We start from the raw sequence: 18,854 nt of genomic DNA, 5'->3' as shown, positions 1-18,854 counted from the left end.
GCGGGGTCAGGGGCGTTTCGCTAGCGCCTGCTCGATCTGCTCCAGCACGGCCTGCGGCGTGTGCAGCCAGTCTTTCGCCAGCACCTGCACCACGTCCCATCCGAACGCATCGAGCACGCGCGGACGCGAGACGTAGCGCTCCAGCACGTTGCGGTTCTCGTAGTGCGTCGCGGTATCGACCAGGATGCCCAGCGCATAGTGCCCCCCCCCGGGCGCACGCAACGCCAGATCGCAGCGAAAGCGCGACTGCCCCACCTGCTCGTCGACCGCATGGCCACGCGCACGCAACGCCGCTGCGAGCTGCGCCGTCACCTCGTCGGCACGCGCATGCTGCGCGCTGCTGCCCCGCGTGAGCGGATTCATGCTTTCGAGCACGCGCCGAGCCGTGGCCGAATCACCGCGCGACAGGCACTCCGCATAGCGCAGGAACTGCTTGAGCGCCGCGGCGCCTTCGTTGTGGTCGTTGGTGATGGCCTCGTGGCGAATCGTCGAGACCACGGCCATGTGGTGGCGCGCGCGGCTGAAGATCACGTTGAGCCGCTTCTCGCCGCCGCGCTGGTTGATCGGGCCGAAGCTCATCAGCATGCGGCCCTCGGGGTTGGGGCCGTAGCAGATGCTCAGGATGATGATGTCGCGCTCGTCGCCCTGCACGTTCTCCAGGTTCTTGATGAAGAGGCCGCAGAACTGGTCGTCTTCTTCGCGCACATACTCGGCTTCGAGCCGCGCGGCGAAGTCGCTGTCGATGGCGCCAAGCGCATCGAGCTCGGCCTCGATCTCGGTCTGCTGCGCTTCGGAGAACGCGACGATGCCCAGGCTGCGCCCGGTCTCGCGTTTCAACAGTTCACGCACCAGCTGCGCGATGTGGCGCGCCTCGCCGTCGTTGATGCGGTTCTCGTACACCGCATCGGTCACGCGATGGAAGCTGATGGCGCGCGAAAGCAGGGCGTCGACGTTCGCGGCCACCGATGCGTCCGTCGGGTTGCGCGATTGAACGAGGATTTCGTCGCGCGCGTCCGCCGGGAGGCTGCGGTCCGGAATGGTGAAGAGGTTGCCTGCGTAGAAGGCCGCGTTCGAGAAACCGATCAGCGATTCGTAGCGGCTGCGGTAGTGCCAGGCCAGCAGCGTGGCCGGCAGATTGCGCGCGCCCTGGTTCAGCAGGCTGTCGGCATCGAGCACGACTGCGATGCGGTCGCCTTCGTCTTCCACCGACACCGTCTCGTCCTCCGGGTCGCGGCCGGACGAGAAGAAGCTCGTCGGCGGCAGCTGCATCTCGTCGCCCACCACGATGATCTGCGGCGCGCGATAGAGCGCGGGCACGGCTTCTTCCACCGGGATCTGGCTCGCCTCGTCGAAGATCACCACGTCGAAGAGGTCGGCCGCGAGCGGCAGCGTGTCGGACACCGAGAGCGGGCTCATGAGCCAGATCGGCTTCATGTCGCGCACCACCTGGCCGGTGTCGCCCGAGGCGAGTTCGCGGATGGCCTTGTAGCGCATGGTCTTGCCGAACTCGTGTTCGAGCTCGCGCCGCCCTGCGTTGTAGCTCTTCTTGAAGAGCTTGCCGCCGGCGTCGAGCTGGCTCGCGGGCAAGGCGCTTTTCTGCACGTGGTCGCGAAAGCGCTGGCGCACTGCGGCGGCAAGGGTGCGAGCGTTGCGGTCGAGCAGCTTGCGCTCTCCGTCGGCCAGGCGCTGCGCATGGCGCGCGAGCGCGGCGCTGTCGAAGCGCGGCAGCCAGCGCTCGGTGCGGTAGACGCGCTCCAGGCCTTCGCGCGCGACTGCGTACTCGACGGCCTCGGGCGGCAGCGGCAGCGTGCGCAGCGCACGGGCCAAAGCCGGGTCGGCATCGGCAAGCTCCTGCAGGTGAGGCAGCGCGGCCGGCAGGCTGTCGGCTTGTTCGCGCAACGTGCGGGCCAGCGTTTCGAGCGAGGCCAGCGGCTGCGCGGTGGGGTCGTCGAGCAGGTCGCGCCACAGGGCGTCGAGCGCGTCGGTGCGTTCGCCGAGCGCGGCCAGCCGTTCGACACTGCGGCTCGCGCCGGCGTCGGAGCGCAGGTGCGCGTGGAAGGTTGCGCGCACGCCGTTGCCGGTGGCATCGCCGCGGCGCAGGGCGTCGAGCTGCTGCACGAAGTCATCGGGATCGGCGCAGCCGTAGGTGGCCTCGATCTGCATCGCCTGTTTGCCGACGGCTGCGCGGGCCGTGTGCTCGGCCAGCAGTTCATCGAGCACCTGGCTGGGCTGCGGGCGAACGGCATGCCCGGTGAAGTCGTAGCGGCGCTTGAGTTCGCCCGACAGCCGCCACCACGACGCCTTGAGCCAGCGCAGCAGCGAGCCTTGCTGCGCCTTGGCCTGGGCGAGGCCAGCTTCGGTGTCGCTCGGCGAGAGCTTGTCGCGCCAGCGGTTCGTGCGCTCGAGGGCCTCCTCGAGCGCCTGCTGCAGCGCGCGGCGCTGCGTCATCGCCTCGCCGAACGCGAGGCTCGTGGGGTGCGCGGTGTCGAGCAGCGAGAGATGCCCGCGCGCGGCCAGCGCGGCCACGCGGCGCGCGTCGGCCACCACGGCCAGCGCATCGCCCCAGAGGGTGGGATCGTCGCCCAGCGGCGGCCAGGCGCCGGCCAACGCGTCGCGATGCGGGCCGATCTGTTCAGCCGCGCGGTCGCTGAGTTCGACCAGCCGCGCAAGCGGCCGCTCCTGTCGCAGCAGCACCGGGGCGAGTTGTGCGAACGCATGTGCCGACAGGTACGGCACGCCGAGGCTTTCGGTGACGGCGAGATGCAGGCGCGCGACCAGGTCTTCGTGCCTGCGCCAGGCCGCAAAGGTGGGCAGTGCCTCGGCCTGCAGCGGCGTGAGCGCGGGATCGTGCGGCTTGAGCGCGATCAGTCGCGCCATCAGCGTGCGCACCGCCACGGCCAGGTGCTCGGGCGCCTCGCGCATCGCGGCATCGAAGCGTTCCAGCGCCTTCAGGTCGGCGTCCATGGTGTCGACGAGCTGCGTGCGCTCGCGGGTTTCTGCGTCCAGTTCCTCGGGGGCCGCGAGCCAGTGCTCGTAGGTCTTCTTGAGGTTCTGCACGAAGGCCTTCTTGTCGCCCTGCGAGTCGTGGATCATGCAGCAGAGCTCGTCCAGTCCCTGCTGCCGCAGGCGGTGGAAAACCACGTCGATGGCGGCGCGCTTCTCGCAGACGAAGAGCACGCGTTGCCCGCGCCCCACGTAGTCGGCGATGAGGTTGGTGATGGTCTGCGACTTCCCGGTGCCCGGCGGCCCCTGGATGATGTAGCTGGTGCCGGTGCGCGCAAGCGCCACGGCGGCGGTCTGCGTGGCATCGGCCTGCACCACGGGCCACTGGTCGGCCAGTGGCAGCGCGGCCGGCGGCTCGGCATCGACTTGGCGCGGCTGCAGCGAGAACACGCGGTCGAAGGCGTCGCTCGCGATTTCCGATTCGCTCAGTGCCGAGTAGTCGCGCACAAGAGACATCTTGCGGTGATTGAAGTTGCCGAGCGTCACCGAGGTGAGGTCGACGTCCCACTGGTAGGGGTTGCCGGTGCTTTCGTGCAGCGAGTACGTCTGCTGTTCGGTCTGCGCGGCGGTGGCGGCCATCTGCGGCGCGCGTGGCATGGGAGGTGCGCCCACCGCGCTGCGCAGCGGCAGCGGAACCGGCCGCACCTTGGCGTGATAGAGCTGCAGGCCGAGCGGGCGGAAGTCGTCCTTCGCATAGCTGAAGTCCTGTGCTGCGACGGGTTGCGCGCCGGGATTGCGCACACGGGTGCGGCGCTTGAACTGTTCGAGCCGCTGGCGCGCGCGCTGATGGATCAGCTCGATCTCGGGCTGCTTCACCAGCCGCAGCTGCACGCCGGGCTCGGTCGCCGCGATCTGCGCGGCCAACTGGGCGTGGAACTGCTCGATGGTGGTTTCGTGCAGGTCCACCGTCTCGGGCAGCACGATGCCGTAGAGCTGGCGCAGGTGGTGGCGCAGCGTCGGGTTGACCTGCGCTTCGCTCGAAGCGGCTTCGAGCAGGTACTGGTCCTTCACGCCCTTCTTGCGCGTGAGCTCGACCGACAGCATCAGCAGCGGCGAGGCAATGCGCTCGGCTCGCTCGCTCTCTCCTTCCTTCAGGTTGTGCCAGCGCAGGAAGGCCATCACCAGCGAAAGCTGCGAGAAGCCGTACTCGGAGCGATCTCGCCGCGCCTCCTGCAGGATGCGGTCGAGCGCGCCCGGCAGGTAGGGCTGGTCTTCGAAGCGCAGCCAGCGCGCGAGCGGCACCGGGTCGCAGGTGGCGATGTCGCTCGCGAAGCGGCCGTCCCACACGCAGAGCTGGTCGATGCGGATGTTCTTGATGTCCACCACCAGGGGCACGCTCGCCACCGTGAGGTTCACATGCGTCTGGCTGGGCTTGAAGTGCAGCAGGCGGTTGCGGCGCGAGAGGTCGAAGAGGCGATCGCGCAGGTGCAGGCGGATCGCCTGCCGGCGCTGGCCCGCGCCGTCCTTCGCGGGTGCGATGCGGTCCAGGCCCAGGTCCAGCGGCTGGTCGCGGTAGGTTTTGAGCCGGCGGATCACCGAGGGCAGGTCGCGTGCGCGCTCGTGGCGGTCCAGCGCGGTCATCTCCCCGATCACCGCGGCCACCACCGGGTGCAGGCGGCGGTTGAGCGCGAACAGGTTGCCGCGGCTCGCGGCGAAGCGGGCCAGTTCCTCGCTGTCGGTGAGATCGAGCCCGCACGAAAGGCTGGCGAGCACCTGGCCGAGGCAGAAGATGTCGCTCAGTGCGTCGTGGTGCGCAAAGCGCAATTCCCAGGCGGTGTAGCCGGGCAGGTACACGGGGCGGGTCGGCAGGGCATCGGGCGAGGCATCGGCCATGAGCGCAAGGTTCTCGACGGAGACGCCCTCGTCGGCATCGAGCGTCACGCGGTGCTCGCCGACCACGCGCAGCACGGAGGCGGCGGGCTGTTCGAGCGGCGCAATGGCTTCGCGGTTCTGGTGCGGCTCGGTGCCTTCGGGCTGCATAAGCATGAGGGCGGGCGTGTCGTAGACGCGGTAGGCGAACGCGCTGCCGAGCGCGGCGACCTTGCCTTGCTCGTGGAGTGCGGACACTTCGCGCAGCAGCGGCAGCACGAGGCTCAGCACGTCGTCGGTCTGCAGGCCGCCGTGGGCGTCCGCGGTGTCCAGCAGTTGCAGCAGGGGAGCGATGGCGGGTGTGGTCATGCGGATGCGCCCTGCAGATGTTGGGCCGCTGCCTTTTCGAGCAGCGTGGCGGCGTCGCGCTTCACACGCGTGAGGCTGCGCTTGGGAAGGCGCATGTCCTTGACGACGCGTTCTTCGAGTTGCGCGGCGCAGCCCATGGCTTCGGCCAGGCCGATCGCGGCGGCGAGCGTGATGTCGTCAAGATCGGGATCGGCCGCGACAAAGTCGACCAGCACGCTGGCCAGGTAATCGCGCACGCCGGCCGGCACCGGAGCAGGCGGCGGCATCGGCCCGGCGGGTGGCGCGAAGTTCGGAAAGAAACGGCGCGCATGGGCCAGCAGCGATTCGGACTGGAGGAACGGGCGTTGCAAGAGCTGCGCGATGGTTTCGCGCGTCAGCGCATCGGCGCGCTGCTGCCCGAGCAAATCGAGCGTGGCGATGTCCAGCGGGCCTTCGAGCGCGCCGGCCAGCCAATCGTCGGCCTCGGGCTGGCGCTCGGTCCACAGGCGCAGAGCCCGCGCCCGCACGAAGATTTCGGGATGGCTGGTGCCGCGCGTCTGCAGTTCGGGCGCAGCGCAGATTTCGTCGGCCTGCCTCAGGTAGCTTGCCGCATTGACCTGCGCCAGGCCCGTCTGCACCTTGACCAGCGCGGTGACCGCCGGTTCGAGCGCCTCGCAGGCGATGCAGGCGCCGCGGTCGGCAAAGGCCTCGGTGTAGAGCCCGTAGCGGCGTGCCGCATGCAGGTGGCTCGCATCGGCGCGGACATCGGCCGCCGCGGCCTGCAGGATGCGGTCGACCACGTGGTACCTGCCGCCGTCGCGCTCCCACAGCAGGTAGTGCGCGAGTTCGTGGCCGAGCACGGCCTCCAACTCGGGGCCTTGCAGCCGCTCCATCAGAGGGCCTGAGAGCACGATGTGCGCCTCGCCGGGCAGGAAGTAGAGCGTGGCGTTCATCGTGCCGTCGCCCGCCTGGTAGAGCGTGACGCGCGCCGCGATGCCCATGCGGTGCGCCGCCGCATTGCAATGCGCGTGCAGCTCGGGGTGGGCATCGGCATCGAGCCGGTACGAGTTGCGCAGCAGGTCGGCGCGGACGGCCGCGGCGTGCTCCTCGCGCGCTTCGGCTGAGGCCGCCCAGCGCCACAACTCGGGTTCGTTCGCCTGCAGATGGGCGGCGAGGGCTTGCTGGTAGGGGAGCGGGAGCAGGTCTTCGAGGCGAACGGCAGGAGAGGTGTCGACCATGTCGGGAGCGTCAGGCAATGAGTTGCCGGCGATCCTAAACGAGGGTGGCGAATCAATGCGCCATCGACGCCACCGCGAGGTCCGGCACCACGTTCATGACGCGCAGCGTCTGCTGCACGATCTGGCTGAACACCGGTGCCGCAACCAACCCGCCGAAATATTTGCCCGCGCCGGGTTCGTCGATCATCACCGCGACGATGATGCGTGGCTTGTCGATGGGCGACATGCCGGTGTACCAGGCGCGGTACTTGTTGCTCGCGTAGCCCTTGCCGACCTGCTTGTGCGCGGTGCCGGTCTTGCCGCCGACCGAGTAGCCCTCGGTCTGCGCGAGCGGCGCGGTGCCGCCGGGCGCGGCCGCCAAGTGCATCATCTGGCGCACCTCGCTCGCCACCTGCGGCGAGAACACCTGCACGCCGGGCGGCTCGGTGCCGGTGCTTTTCAGGAGGCTCACAGGAATGACCTCGCCGCCGTGCGCGAACGCGGTGTACGCATGCGCGATCTGGAAGAGCGACGCCGAAAGGCCGTAGCCATACGACATGGTGGCCTGCTCGATCGGGCGCCACGACTTCCAGGGCCGCAGGCGCCCGCTGACCGCGCCGGGGAAGGGCGTCTGCGGCTTCTGGCCCAGGCCCACGGCGGTGAACGAGTTCCACATCTCCTGCGCCGTCATGCGTTGCGAGATCTTGGTGGCACCGACGTTGCTCGATTTCTGGATCACGCCCTCGACCGTCAGCACGCCGAAGTTCTCGTCGTCGTGGATGGTCGCGCCCGATACGGTGATGCGCCCCGGGTTGGTGTCGATGATGGTTTTGGGCGTCACGCGGCCCAGCTGCAGCGCGGTGGCGACGGTGATCGGCTTCATCGTCGAGCCGGGCTCGAACACGTCGGTCATGGCGCGGTTGCGCAGCTGCTCGCCGGTGAGGTTGCGGCGGTCGTTGGGGTCGTAGCTCGGGTAGTTGGCCATGGCCAGCAGCTCGCCCGTGCGCGCATCGACCACCACCACGCTGCCCGCGCGCGCCTTGTTGGCGACCACGGCGTCGCGCAGCTTCTCGTAGGCCACAAATTGCACGCGGTCGTCGATGCTCAACTGGATGTCATGGCCGTCGGTCGGCGGCACCTGGTCCTCCGTGTCCTCGACGATGTGGCCCAGCCGGTCCTTGAGGACGTGGCGCGAGCCCGACTTGCCCGCCAGCTCCTGGTTGAACGCGAGTTCCACGCCTTCCTGCCCGATGTCTTCCACATTGGTGAAGCCGGCCACGTGCGCCGCCGCCTCGCCTTCGGGGTACTGGCGGCGATAGTCGCGGCGCAGGTAGATGCCCTTGATGTCGAGCGCGGCGACCGCCTTGGCGACCGGCTGATCGACCTGGCGCTTGATCCAGACGAAGGTCTTGTCCTCGTCCTCGAGCTTCTTGTCGAAATCCTTCTGCGGCATGCCGAGCAGCTTGGCGGCCTGCCTGAGCTTGGCCTGCACCGTAGGGTCGTCGCGCTCGATGTCCTCGGGAATGGCCCAGATGCTGGGCGCCGGAATGTCGGAGGCCAGAATCAGCCCGTTGCGGTCGAGGATGCGGCCGCGGTTGGCCGGCAGCTCCAGCGTGCGCTGGTAGCGCACCTCGCCTTGGTGCTGGAAGAAATCGTTGTTGAAGATCTGGACGTAGGCGGCCCGGCTTGCCAGCAGCACGAAGCCGAAGGCGATGCTGGCCACGATGAACTTGCTGCGCCACACGGGTGTGGGGCTGGCGAGCAGTGGACTGCTGCCGTAGCGGATGCGGCCGTTGGGGTTCATCTTGTGCGGGCGTGGACCCGGCTGTTGTTGTGCGCGGGTAGACAGTGCGGCAACCGAGGAGTTCCGGGCGGCCTTGGAGAAGATCGCCCGGAACCGGCAGGAATCAGCGCTTGGGCCGCAGTGACACGATCAGCGACGGGAAGATGCGCCCGTCGGTGTCGCGCGGCAGCTTGTCGGTCTTGCGCAGGCCGCGCTCGGCCGCGTCGTCCCAGCCAGGCAGGCCGCTCGATTTGCTCAGCTTGACGCCGACGATGGTGCCGTCGGGCGCGAGGCTCACCTCGAACTCGGCCGCCGGGTTGCCGTTCACGGTTTCGGCATCGGGGAAGGTGATGTTCGGGCGCACGGCAGCGGCGATGCGGCCGGCGTAGCCACTCGAAGGCCCCGAAGAGCGCTGGGCCGTGCCCTTCGAATCGTCGCTGCCGCTCGCACCGGCCAGGCCCTGCATGCGCTTGAGCGCTGCGGCACGGTCGGCGGCGGCCTGCTTCGTGGCGGCCTCGGCCTTCTTGGCTTCGGCCTGCTTGGCCTCGGCTTCCTGCTGCTTCTTCTGCTCGGCCAGCTTCTTCTGCTGTTCCTTCTTGCGCTCGGCTTCGTCCTCGGCGCGTTGCTTGGCTTCGAGCTCTTTTTTCTTCTGCTGTTGCTCCAGCTCGCGCTCTTTCTGTTCCTTCTGCTCCTTGAGCTTCTTCTCGCGCTCCAGGGCAATGTCGGGGGCCTTGGGTGCGGGCGCGGGCTCAGGGGCCTTGGCAACAGGCGGGGGCGGCGGTGCGGGGGCGGGCGGCGGCGGCGCGGGAACCGGTGCGGGCGCCGGCGGTGCCTGCAGGCGGGGCGCTGCCTGCTGAACCGTGGACGACCACAGCTCTGCATCGACCGCGCCTTCGTCGACATCGCTGCGCCAGCGCACGCCCCAGGTGAGTGCGGCGATCAGCAGCGCATGCGCAATGAGGGCCAGCACGACGGCGCGCGGCGTGCCGCGTTGCGGCGGCGGCGCGAACTCGGGGCGATCCAGTGCGAGCGACATGCCTTATTTGCCGCCCGTGGTCGTGACCGACAGGCCTACGCGCTCGACGCCGCTCTTCTTGAGCTGGTTCATTGCTTTCACGACGGTTTCGTACTTCACCGACTTGTCGGCGCTGATGACCACCGGGCGCTGGTCGTCGCCGCCCTGGGCGGTCTTGGCCGCGGAGCCAATCTGCGTCATGGGAATGGACGTACCACCCGTGCCGGTGGACGGGTCCTTCTTGATCTGTACCTCGTCATCGCTCTTGATGACGATCTCGATGGGCTTGTCGGGCTGCTTGTTGGCGCGGTCGACCGAAGGCAGGTTGATCACGCTCGGCGTGATGAGCGGCGCGGTGACCATGAAGATGATCAGCAGCACCAGCATCACGTCGATGAACGGGACCATGTTGATCTCGTTGATCGTCCGGCGGCCGCGGCCCCGGGATGAAACGGCGGGCATGCGTTGCGCCTCCGCTCAGCGGTTGGCCGGAGCCACCGACGATGCAACGCCCGCATTCGGGTTGGCCGAGAGGTTGCGCTGCAGGATGTTGGAGAACTCCTCGATGTAGGTTTCGAGGGCAATGGCGATCTTGTCGATCTCGCGGGCGAAGCGGTTGTAGCCCACCACCGCCGGAATGGCGGCGAACAGGCCGATGGCGGTGGCCACCAGCGCCTCGGCGATGCGGGGGGCCTCGGTGGCCAGCGTCACCTGGGCGAGGGCTGCGAGACCGGTGAAGGCATGCATGATCCCCCAGACCGTGCCGAACAGGCCGACGTACGGCGACACCGAACCCACGGTGGCCAGGAACGAGAGGTTCTGCTCGGCCGCATCCAGCTCGCGCTGGAAGCTCGCGCGCATGGCGCGGCGGGCACCGTCGAGCAGCGTGGCGGCGTCGCTCACGTGGCGTTCGCGCAGCTTCTGGTACTCGCGCATGCCGGAGGCGAAGATGCGTTCCATGGGGCCGGCGAACTTGGCGTTCTGCGCGGCCGAGGCGAACAGCTCGTTCAGGCTGGTGCCCGACCAGAACTCGCGCTCGAAATCGTCGTTGAGGGCGCGCATGCGCCGCAGCGCGAAGTACTTGCGGATGATCGCGGCCCAGCTGGCGATCGAGACGATCACCAGCAGCAGCACGACCAGTTGAACCACGAAGCTCGCATGGAGCAGGAGATTGATGATGGAGAGGTCTTGGTTCATGGCTTGAAAGGTTGTGTCATGGAGCCGCTGTAGCGCTCGAGGGTTCCCGTCACTTGCTTCGGAATGCGTGCGGGACGCAATGTGGCGGCGTCCACCCAGCCGATGCGGATCGTGCCTTCGCACAGCAGGACAGGCGCCGAGGCATCTGTCCGCTTTTGCTCTGTTTTTGATAGCACGCGCTGGCCGATTATCAACGACGCGGTGCCCAATTGTTGAAGATCGGCTGTAACGAGCAGTTCGTCGTCCAGCCGCGAGGGGCGATGGTATTTGAGCTGCGTTTCGCTCACCACGAACTGGCCGCCGGTTTCCTCGCGCAGCTTGTGCTGCTCGACGCCCAGTGAGCGCAACCACTCGGTGCGACCGCGTTCCATGAACTTCAGGTAGTTGGCGTAGAACACGATGCCGCCGGCATCGGTGTCTTCCCAGTAGACGCGGATCGGAAACGCGTAGCTCATTGGGCCCGGTTCTCTGCCATCGCCCGCAGACGCTCGATGGATTCCTGCAGGTGCGCCATCGAGCTGGCGGTGGAGAAGCGCACGAACTTCGCCGTCTCCGCCGTGCCGAAGTCGCGGCCGGGCGTGACGGCGACGTGGGCGCGCTTCATGGTTTCGAAGGCGAAGTCCCAGCTGCCGGAGATGCCGAGCTTCTCGGCGAAACCGGTGCAGTCGGCCCAGGCGTAGAAGGCGCCGTCGGGCACCACGGGCACGTTCAGGCCCAGCGCATTCAGCTGCGGAATGAACCAGTCGCGGCGCGCCTTGAATTCGGCGCGGCGGCGTTCGTATTCGGCGATGCTCTCGGGCTCGAAGCAGGCGAGCGCCGCGTACTGCGACACCGTGCTGGCGCAGATGAAGAGGTTCTGCGCGAGCCGCTCGACCACCGGCACCAGCGCCTCGGGCACCACCAGCCAGCCGAGGCGCCAGCCGGTCATGTTGAAGTACTTGCTGAAGCTGTTGATGCTGATGACGTTGTCGTCGATGGCCAGTGCGGTTTGCCCGAATGCGTCGTCGTACGAAAGGCCGAGGTAGATCTCGTCGATCAGCGTGATGCCGCCGCGCTGCGACACCACCTCGTGGATGCGGCGCAGCTCGCCGGGCGCGATCGAGGTGCCGGTCGGGTTGGAGGGCGACGCCAGCAGCACGCCGCGCGTCCTGTCGGTCCACGCGGCCTCGACCTTGGAGGCCGTCAACTGGAAGCGCTCTTCGGCCGTGGTCGGCACCAGCACGGCCTTGCCGTCCGCCGCGCTCACGAAGTGGCGATTGCACGGATAGCTCGGGTCGGGCATGAGAATTTCGTCGCCCGATTCGATCAGCGCGAGGCACGCCAGCTGCAGCGCGGCCGAGGCGCCGGCCGTGATGACGATGCGGCGGGCCGGCACGTCGACGTTGAAGCGCTGCCTGTACCAACCGCTGATGCGTTCGCGCAGATGGTCAAGACCGGTGGCCTGCGTGTACTGCGTGGCGCCGGCGCGCACGGCGCGGGCCGCGGCTTCCTGCACCAGTGGCGGAGCGGTGAAGTCGGGTTCACCGATGTTCAGGAAGATCATCGGCCGGTCGGTATGGGCCACTTCGCGGGCCAACGCACCGGCCGCCTTCGCCACCTCCATCACGTAGAAGGGCTCGATGCGCTGGGCGCGCGTCGAGATTCTCATTGCACCCCCAGGCTGCGGCGCTGCGGGTCTTCGCCTCCCCCCTCGCAAGCGAGGGGGCGAGCGCCTTCGGGCGGCCGGGCGGCGATCCTCATGCCTTGGCCTTCCCCGAAGCGCGGTCGGCTTCCACTTCGAGCGGGCGCAGCTGCGGCGCCAGGCCGTTCAGCACGGCGTTCACGTACTTGTGGCCGTCGGTGCCGCCGAATTCCTTGGCGAGTTCGATGCACTCGTTGAGCACCACGCGCCATGGCACGTCGGGGCAGTTCTGGAACTCGTACACGCCGATCCACATCACGGCGTGCTCGATGGGCGAAATCTCTTCGAACTTGCGGTCCAGCAGCGGGCGGATCAGCGCGTCGAGCTGCTCGGCGCCTTCGATCGAACCGTGCAGCAGCGCGTCGTAGTGCAGCGCATCGGCCTTGTGGAAGCCCGCGAGGTCGCGCGTGAAATGGTCGATGTCGGTCGGGTCGTTGCGGCCCACCAGATGCTGGTAGAGCGCCTGCAGCGCGAACTCGCGCGCGCGGCTGCGGTTCGATTTGGCCGAAGCCTTGCGCGCGCCGGTGCTGGTGAGTCCGACGCGCGACTGGCGCGGCTTGGCGCCAGCGGGCTTGAGGGGCTTGGAGGTGTCTTCGGTCATGAAAGGGTGGCCAGCAGTTGCGCCATTTCGATGGCGACCTGGGCTGCATCGCGGCCCTTGTCGGTTTGCCGCGCGATGGCCTGCTCGAGGTTTTCGGTGGTGAGGATCGCGTTGGCGATAGGCAGGCGGTAGTCGAGCGCAACGCGGCTCACGCTCGCGCCCGATTCGTTGGCCACGAGTTCGAAGTGGTAGGTCTCGCCGCGGATGATGCAGCCCAGCGCAATGAGCGCGTGGTAGCCGCCGCGCTCGGCGAGCGCCTGCAGGGCCACGGGCACTTCGAGCGCGCCGGGAACCTGCAGGTGGTGGATGTCGCTGGCAGCCACGCCCAGTGCCTCGAGCTCCGAGAGGCAGGCCGAGGCCAGCGCGTCGGTGATGTCGGCGTTGAAGCGCGCCTGCACGATGCCGATGCGCAGTCCTTTTCCGTTGAGCGTCGTCTCGCCCTTGTTTGAACCTTGCATGGTCGTTCAGTCTTTCGTGAGGTAGCCGGCGATTTCGAGGCCGTAGCCTGCTGCCATGCTGGGCATGCGGCGCGGCGTGCCCAGCAGGTTCATCTTGTGCACGCCGCATTCGCGCAGGATCTGCGCGCCGATGCCGTAACTGCGCAGGTCCATGCGGCCGCGTTCGGGGGCTTGCGCGGGACGCGCGGTGCCATCGAACTGGGCCAGCAATTCGCCGGCGGTTTCGCCGCAGTTCAGCAGCACGGCCACGCCCTTGCCTTCTTTCGCGATGTGCGAGAGGCTGGCGTCCAGGCTCCACGAGTGCAGCGAGCGGTTGATCTCGAGCGCGTCGAGCACCGACAGCGGCTCGTGCACGCGAACCGACACCGTGTCTTCCGGCGCCCACTTGCCGCGCACCAGCGCGAGGTGCACGCCGCGGCTGGGCTTGTCGAGGAAGGCATGGGCGGTGAAGGCGCCCCAGTTGGTCTGGATCTCGCGGCAGCCGACCTTCTCGACCAGCGATTCGACGCGGCTGCGATGCTCGATCAGCGCGGCGATGGTGCCGATCTTGATGTCGTGCTCGGCCGCGAAGATCTGCAGGTCGGGCAGGCGGGCCATCGTGCCGTCTTCGTTCATCACCTCGCAGATCACCGAGGCGGGCGAGCAGCCGGCCATCGCGGCCAGGTCGCAGCCGGCTTCGGTATGACCGGCGCGCATCAGTACGCCGCCGTCCACCGCCTGCAGCGGGAAGATATGGCCCGGTTGCACCAGGTCGGCGGCCACGGCGTTGGGCGCCACGGCGGCCTGCACGGTGCGGGCGCGGTCGGCGGCGGAGATGCCGGTGGTCACGCCTTCGGCCGCCTCGATGGACACGGTGAACGCGGTCGAATGCTTGGCGCCGTTGCGCTGGACCATCGGCGGCAACTGCAGCCGCTCGCACATTTCGCGCGAGAGCGTGAGGCAGATCAGGCCGCGTGCATGGCGCGCCATGAAGTTGATAGCTTCGGGCGTGATGTGGTCGGCCGCGATGACGATGTCGCCTTCGTTCTCGCGGTCTTCCTCGTCGACCAGGATCACCATGCGGCCGGCGGCGAGCTCGGCCACGATCTCCTCGACCGGGGAGATGGGGGCAGGAGCGCGCGCGGCGCGGGGGGCGCCGATCGGCGTGACGGAGGCATTCATTCGGCTGTGTCCTTGGAATACGTGGAGGGCGGCACCAGCACGCCGGCCTGGAGCATGCGCTCCACGTAGCGCGCCACGGTATCGATTTCGAGGTTGACCTTCGAGCCGGCCTGCAGGCTGCCGAGCGAGGTGTTTTCGACGGTGTGCGGGATCAGGTTGATGCTGACCTCGGCGCCTTCGGCGACGTCTTTCACGCTATTGACCGTCAGGCTCACGCCGTTGATGGTGATCGAGCCCTTGTACGCCAGGAAGCGGGCCAGCGCCTGCGGCGCAACGATGCGCAGCTCCCAGCTTTCGCCGACGGGCTCGAAGAAGCTCACGCGGCCGATGCCGTCCACGTGGCCCGAGACGATGTGCCCGCCGAGGCGGTCGCTGGCGCGCAGCGCCTTCTCGAGGTTGATGCGGCTGCCTTCGTCGGTCAGGCCCGCAGTCTTGTCGAGGGACTCGGCTGAAATGTCGATGGTGAACTGCTGTCGCTCGGGGGCGAGCGTGGTGACGGTCATGCAGGCGCCGTTGAGCGCGATGCTGTCGCCAAGGCCGACGTCATCGAGGTAGCCGTCGGGCACCGCGATGCTGAGTCTTTTGCCGTAGGAGGAGGAGGTGCCGAGGTCGTGAATGGCGGCGATGCGCCCCACGCCGGTGATGATTCCGGTGAACATCCGCGCATTTTCGCAGACATCCTGGGTCCGGCCGTCGGACGCCCGCATTCGCCCGCTAGAAAGCGTCCCTTCCGGCGACCCGGGCCACGATCCGCAGGTCCGGTCCCACCCGGTCGAAGGTCCGGAATTCGAGCGGTAGCGCGCCCGCCAGGTCGGCCAACAGGCCGCCCGTGTGAATGCCGGATGCCATGCCGAGGCCATCGCCGATCAGTTTCGGCGCCAGATACACCAGCAGTTCGTCGACCAGGCCTTCGCGCAGCAGCGATCCATTGAGCTTGTGGCCGGCCTCGACGTGGAGTTCGTTGACCTCGCGCCGGGCGAGATCCCGCAGCATCGCCGCCAGATCGACCTTGCCCTGCGCATTGGGAAGAAAGGCGATGGTGGCGCCGCGCGCTTCCAGGGCGGCGGCCTTCGCGCTGTCCTGGGCCGCGGCGTAGATCCAGACGGCGCGGCCGGGCAAGAAGAGCTTTGCGTCGGGCGGGGTCTGCAATTGGCTGTCGATCACCACCACGTGCGGCTGGCGCTTGGTTTCCACCAGCCGCACGTCGAGCCGGGGATCGTCTTCCAGCACCGTGCCCACGCCCGTCAGTACCGCGCTGGCCCGCGCACGCCATGCATGGCCGTCGGCGCGCGCCGGTTCGGACGTGATCCATTGGCTCACGCCGTTGTGCAGGCCGGTCTTGCCGTCCAGCGAAGCTGCGGCCTTGAGCCGCACCCAGGGTGTCTTGCGGACCATGCGGCTGAAGAAGCCGATGTTGAGCTCCCGCGCTTCCTCTGCGCCCGGGCCCACCTCGACCTCGACGCCCGCAGCGCGCAGCCGCTCGAAGCCCTGGCCGGCGACCAGCGGGTTGGGGTCGGCGAGCGATGCAACGACCCGGCCGATGCCCGCCGCGACCAGCGCATCGCAGCACGGGCCGGTGCGGCCGTGGTGGGCGCAGGGCTCGAGCGTGACCCAGGCGGTTGCGCCCGTGACCGAATGGCCCCGCGCGGCCGCATCGCGCAGCGCCATGATCTCGGCATGCGGGCCGCCGACCTGCTGGGTGCTGCCTTGGCCGATCACAGCGCCATCCGCGGCCACCAGGACGCAGCCGACACGCGGATTCGGATCGGTCTCGGGTCCGGCCTGGCGCGCGAGATCCAGTGCATGGGCCATGAAATTCGCAATTTCTTTTGTCATCTTTTTGTTAAATCGAATTTATTTGATTGGCAATTTGTAATCAATTGAAAACCATTGACCGTTGATCCATTTGCTTTGACCGCTTGTCGCGCAATGGCCTTCAATAAGAAATTGAAAAAATAGAATTTCCGGCTATTGCAAACAGGGGAGAAGCGTCCGTCCGGCACTGTGGTGCAAGGCGGCGGGCGACACGACATGAACAACAGATTCTGCGCGTCCGCGCGGGGCTTCACGCTGGTCGAAATGATGACCGTCATCGTACTGATGACCGTCCTGCTGGCCATGGCGCTGCCCAATTTCAGCAGCCTGATCGAAAAGTATCGCGTACAGGGCATGGCCTCGGCCTTGATGGCGAGCCTGAGCCACGCGCGCTCCGAGGCCGCCCGGCGCGGAAAAACCGTGACCCTCCAGCAGCGTGCAGAGTGCCGCGGCAGGGATTGGAGCTGCGGCTGGGACACGACGGTTAGCAGCGGGGACACCGTCGAAACCCTCAGGCGGCAAGACCCCGACACGCGGGTCGCGATCGGAAAGAGTTCCCTCGGTGCCGTGTCCTTCGATGCCATGGGCCACTCTGCAGGCGTTGCCAGCTTCAGCTTCCGCCCGGCCGGGAACGACGCTTCGCCCAATGCCGCCGCAGTGTGCGTGGCGCTCGGTGGGCGCGACCGGCTGGTGAAGGGGAGCGCAACGTGCTGAGCGTTCCATTTCGCAAGCCGCGCGGGAGCCAGGCGGGCTTTTCGCTGATCGAGGCCATGGTGGCCGTTCTCGTGCTCTCGTTCGGCCTGCTGGCGCTGGCCGGCCTCCAGCTGCGCGTGCTCGCAGACAGCGCGGGTGCCAGCAACCTGAACATGGCCGTGCAACTGGCCGGCGACATGGCCGACCGCATCCGTGCCAACCTTGTCACGGGCGCCACGGCCGACAGCCCCTATGTGGCCGACTGGTCGCCGGCAAGCGCTGCCGCACCCGAGCGTTCATGCGCAGGGGCCGATGCCAGCTGCAGCGCCGTCGAGCTCGCGGCCTACGATCTGTGGAACTGGAAGCGCACGGTAGCAAGTGCGTTGCCGGGCGGACTGGCCGACATGCAGGGCAAGGCGGCGGCCGGCGGCTTGCTGTTCATGCACATCGCCTGGGACGAGCCTGCCGTCGTCAACCCGATCGCGCCGGATCCGGCCTGGAGCTGCCCGACGGGCAAGGCCTGCCTGGAAGTCGTCGTTGCGGTGCCGCAGCCATGAACGACAAGGCCCGCGCTCCTCGCCCGCCGCAGGCCGGCTTCACGCTGGTCGAGTTCCTCGTCGCGCTGATCATCGGCATGCTGGTGGTGCTGGCTGCCATCGCCAGCATGCTCGGCACCCGCAACACAGCCATGACGAGCGACGACGTCAACGCGCTCCACCAATCGTCGGCATTGGCGTTCAGGCTGCTGGGCCAGCAGATCCGGCAGGCCGGCTACATCCCCATCGACGCGACCGAGCCGCTGTACTACTTCAATGCCAATGCGGACAGGAACACCAATCTTGCGAGCGAGCCGGCCTTCTTCGCGATCAAGGGAGAGGAGTCGCCGGGCGGTTCGGTGCACGACAGGCTGAAGATCGGCTACGCGCCGAATCCCGATTACTTCAAGGACTGCCTGGGGCAGGGCGCCAAGAACGCGGCGGGCGACGTTTACGACCCGGCCATTCCTGTCGCTCCGGACAACGTGCGGGTGATCACCAGCGAGTTCTCGGTGGCGAACGGCGTCCTGAGATGCAAGGGCAGCGGCAATACCGCGCCGCAGCCGATCATCGACGGCGTCGAGCGCTTCGATGTCGCGTACGGCGTAGGGGCTGCGGCGGGAAGCGAACAGGTGGTGCGCTACGTAACGGCCGATGACGTGGCGAGCTTCAACCGCGTTCGCACGGTGCGCGTCTGCCTGCAACTTGCGGGCAGTTCCAGGAACAACCCGAGCGGCGGCTATACCGATTGCGACGGCAAGTCGCAGGCCAGCGGCGATGGCAGGCTGCGGCGCGTCTACACGGCGGTATTCGCGCTGCGAAACAACCTGGGGGCGCTGTGAGGCGCGCGCTCCGGTTCGGCGGTGGTTCCGGCGCCTGGTTGGCGCAGCGTGGGTTTTCGCTTTTCATCGTGCTGATCATGCTGCTGCTCTCAGCGCTGCTGGCGGTGGGCGGCGCGCGAGTGGCGCAGTTGCTCGAGTCGGTGGCAGGCAACCAGCGCGAACACCAGCGCGCCTTCGAGGCTGCGGAAGCCGCGCTGCTGGATGCGGAGCGCGACATCCGGCAACTGGCTTTTGCCACCGCAACCCAGACCTACGTGGCCTGTTCGACGCTCCCGGCGTCGCGCTGCCGCAAGGCCGACGATGGCCGTGTCTTCCCCGACAGGGAAACCGGCTGGGTGACTGCCTACATGGCCGACGGCGCCAACAGTTGCGAGCAAGGCATCTGCTATTTCTCCGCGGCCGATTCGGTGGCGGCTGCGTCCGGCAGCGAGGCCTACCGGTTCTGGACCCGTACCGCGTATGTGAACAAGCATGCGTCGTACGGGCAATTCACGGGGGCGCCCGCTGCGGGCAATCCGGCGCTGGCCAGCGCCAGGTACTGGATCGAAGTCATCGACCGCAAGAACAGCAAATACCCGCTGTACCGAATCACCGCCGTCTCCACGGGGGCGCGCAGCGCGAGCGCCGCAGGCGGGACGCGGGTCGAATTGCAGGTGTCCTTCGATCCGGACCCGGTCACCGAGGTGAATTGAGCA

The 18,854-nt window shown here is 68.0% G+C and carries 17 protein-coding genes; 4 read left to right on the top strand and 13 right to left on the bottom strand.

Going from position 1 to position 18,854, the window contains the following annotated elements:
- Nucleotides 1-6: 6 nt before the first annotated feature.
- The 13 genes from ACEOAB_RS16355 to ribD all read right to left on the bottom strand — a co-directional run bounded on the left by ACEOAB_RS16355 (nucleotide 7) and on the right by ribD (nucleotide 16,085).
- Nucleotides 7-5,181, bottom strand: a complete 5,175-nt coding sequence (locus ACEOAB_RS16355) for a PDDEXK-like endonuclease domain-containing protein (RefSeq protein WP_495652967.1) — start codon at nucleotides 5,179-5,181, stop codon at nucleotides 7-9.
- Nucleotides 5,178-6,416, bottom strand: a complete 1,239-nt coding sequence (locus tag ACEOAB_RS16350) for a SprT-like domain-containing protein (protein WP_157610086.1) — start codon at nucleotides 6,414-6,416, stop codon at nucleotides 5,178-5,180. The genes ACEOAB_RS16355 and ACEOAB_RS16350 overlap by 4 nt, the downstream gene beginning before the upstream one ends.
- 34 nt (nucleotides 6,417-6,450) lie before the next feature.
- The gene (locus ACEOAB_RS16345) at nucleotides 6,451-8,181 is read right to left on the bottom strand and encodes a peptidoglycan D,D-transpeptidase FtsI family protein (RefSeq protein WP_413749393.1); all 1,731 of its coding nucleotides are present in this window, start codon (nucleotides 8,179-8,181) and stop codon (nucleotides 6,451-6,453) included.
- A gap of 103 nt (nucleotides 8,182-8,284) precedes the next feature.
- Entirely contained in the window at nucleotides 8,285-9,196 is a 912-nt protein-coding gene (tolA, locus tag ACEOAB_RS16340; protein WP_495652966.1) for a cell envelope integrity protein TolA, read from the bottom strand.
- A 3-nt stretch (nucleotides 9,197-9,199) separates the two neighbouring features.
- Complete coding sequence (locus tag ACEOAB_RS16335) at nucleotides 9,200-9,637, bottom strand: ExbD/TolR family protein (protein ID WP_413750658.1); 438 nt, start codon at nucleotides 9,635-9,637, stop codon at nucleotides 9,200-9,202.
- 15 nt (nucleotides 9,638-9,652) lie between these two features.
- Nucleotides 9,653-10,372, bottom strand: a complete 720-nt coding sequence (gene tolQ / locus ACEOAB_RS16330) for a protein TolQ (RefSeq protein WP_495652965.1) — start codon at nucleotides 10,370-10,372, stop codon at nucleotides 9,653-9,655.
- Nucleotides 10,369-10,827 carry a tol-pal system-associated acyl-CoA thioesterase gene (ybgC, locus tag ACEOAB_RS16325; RefSeq protein WP_056592258.1) on the bottom strand — a complete coding sequence of 153 codons (459 nt, stop codon included), beginning with the start codon at nucleotides 10,825-10,827 and terminating at the stop codon, nucleotides 10,369-10,371. Before ybgC ends, tolQ begins: the two co-directional genes overlap by 4 nt.
- Entirely contained in the window at nucleotides 10,824-12,020 is a 1,197-nt protein-coding gene (locus ACEOAB_RS16320) for a pyridoxal phosphate-dependent aminotransferase (protein WP_413750659.1), read from the bottom strand. Before ACEOAB_RS16320 ends, ybgC begins: the two co-directional genes overlap by 4 nt.
- An 88-nt stretch (nucleotides 12,021-12,108) precedes the next feature.
- Entirely contained in the window at nucleotides 12,109-12,654 is a 546-nt protein-coding gene (gene nusB / locus ACEOAB_RS16315) for a transcription antitermination factor NusB (protein ID WP_007837974.1), read from the bottom strand.
- A complete protein-coding gene (gene ribH / locus ACEOAB_RS16310; RefSeq protein WP_413750660.1) occupies nucleotides 12,651-13,112 on the bottom strand; it encodes a 6,7-dimethyl-8-ribityllumazine synthase in 462 nt (153 codons plus the stop codon). The genes nusB and ribH overlap by 4 nt, the downstream gene beginning before the upstream one ends.
- Nucleotides 13,113-13,118: 6 nt before the next feature.
- Nucleotides 13,119-14,273, bottom strand: coding sequence for a bifunctional 3,4-dihydroxy-2-butanone-4-phosphate synthase/GTP cyclohydrolase II (gene ribBA, locus ACEOAB_RS16305; RefSeq protein ID WP_413750661.1), 1,155 nt, complete (start codon nucleotides 14,271-14,273; stop codon nucleotides 13,119-13,121).
- A complete protein-coding gene (locus tag ACEOAB_RS16300; RefSeq protein WP_056592278.1) occupies nucleotides 14,270-14,932 on the bottom strand; it encodes a riboflavin synthase in 663 nt (220 codons plus the stop codon). Before ACEOAB_RS16300 ends, ribBA begins: the two co-directional genes overlap by 4 nt.
- Nucleotides 14,933-14,987: 55 nt before the next feature.
- Nucleotides 14,988-16,085 carry a bifunctional diaminohydroxyphosphoribosylaminopyrimidine deaminase/5-amino-6-(5-phosphoribosylamino)uracil reductase RibD gene (gene ribD / locus ACEOAB_RS16295; RefSeq protein ID WP_495652964.1) on the bottom strand — a complete coding sequence of 366 codons (1,098 nt, stop codon included), beginning with the start codon at nucleotides 16,083-16,085 and terminating at the stop codon, nucleotides 14,988-14,990.
- Nucleotides 16,086-16,304: 219 nt separating this feature from the next.
- On the opposite strand from ribD, the gene ACEOAB_RS16290 reads away from it, so the two are divergent.
- From ACEOAB_RS16290 to ACEOAB_RS16275, 4 genes are read left to right on the top strand one after another with little or no spacing between them, the layout of a single operon-like run.
- Nucleotides 16,305-16,802 (top strand): GspH/FimT family pseudopilin, encoded by a 498-nt coding sequence (locus tag ACEOAB_RS16290; protein ID WP_413749909.1) that lies wholly within the window; start codon nucleotides 16,305-16,307, stop codon nucleotides 16,800-16,802.
- The gene (gene pilV, locus ACEOAB_RS16285; protein WP_056592282.1) at nucleotides 16,796-17,338 is read left to right on the top strand and encodes a type IV pilus modification protein PilV; all 543 of its coding nucleotides are present in this window, start codon (nucleotides 16,796-16,798) and stop codon (nucleotides 17,336-17,338) included. The genes ACEOAB_RS16290 and pilV overlap by 7 nt, the downstream gene beginning before the upstream one ends.
- Nucleotides 17,335-18,159 (top strand): PilW family protein, encoded by an 825-nt coding sequence (locus ACEOAB_RS16280; protein WP_413749908.1) that lies wholly within the window; start codon nucleotides 17,335-17,337, stop codon nucleotides 18,157-18,159. Before pilV ends, ACEOAB_RS16280 begins: the two co-directional genes overlap by 4 nt.
- Nucleotides 18,156-18,851, top strand: a complete 696-nt coding sequence (locus ACEOAB_RS16275) for a PilX N-terminal domain-containing pilus assembly protein (RefSeq protein WP_413749907.1) — start codon at nucleotides 18,156-18,158, stop codon at nucleotides 18,849-18,851. Before ACEOAB_RS16280 ends, ACEOAB_RS16275 begins: the two co-directional genes overlap by 4 nt.
- The last annotated feature ends 3 nt before the right edge of the window (nucleotides 18,852-18,854 follow it).

The sequence above is a fragment of the Variovorax sp. Varisp53 genome (assembly GCF_059491555.1).
The sequence above is the reverse complement of the archived record's forward strand: the minus strand, read 5'-3'. Positions and strand labels throughout refer to the sequence as shown.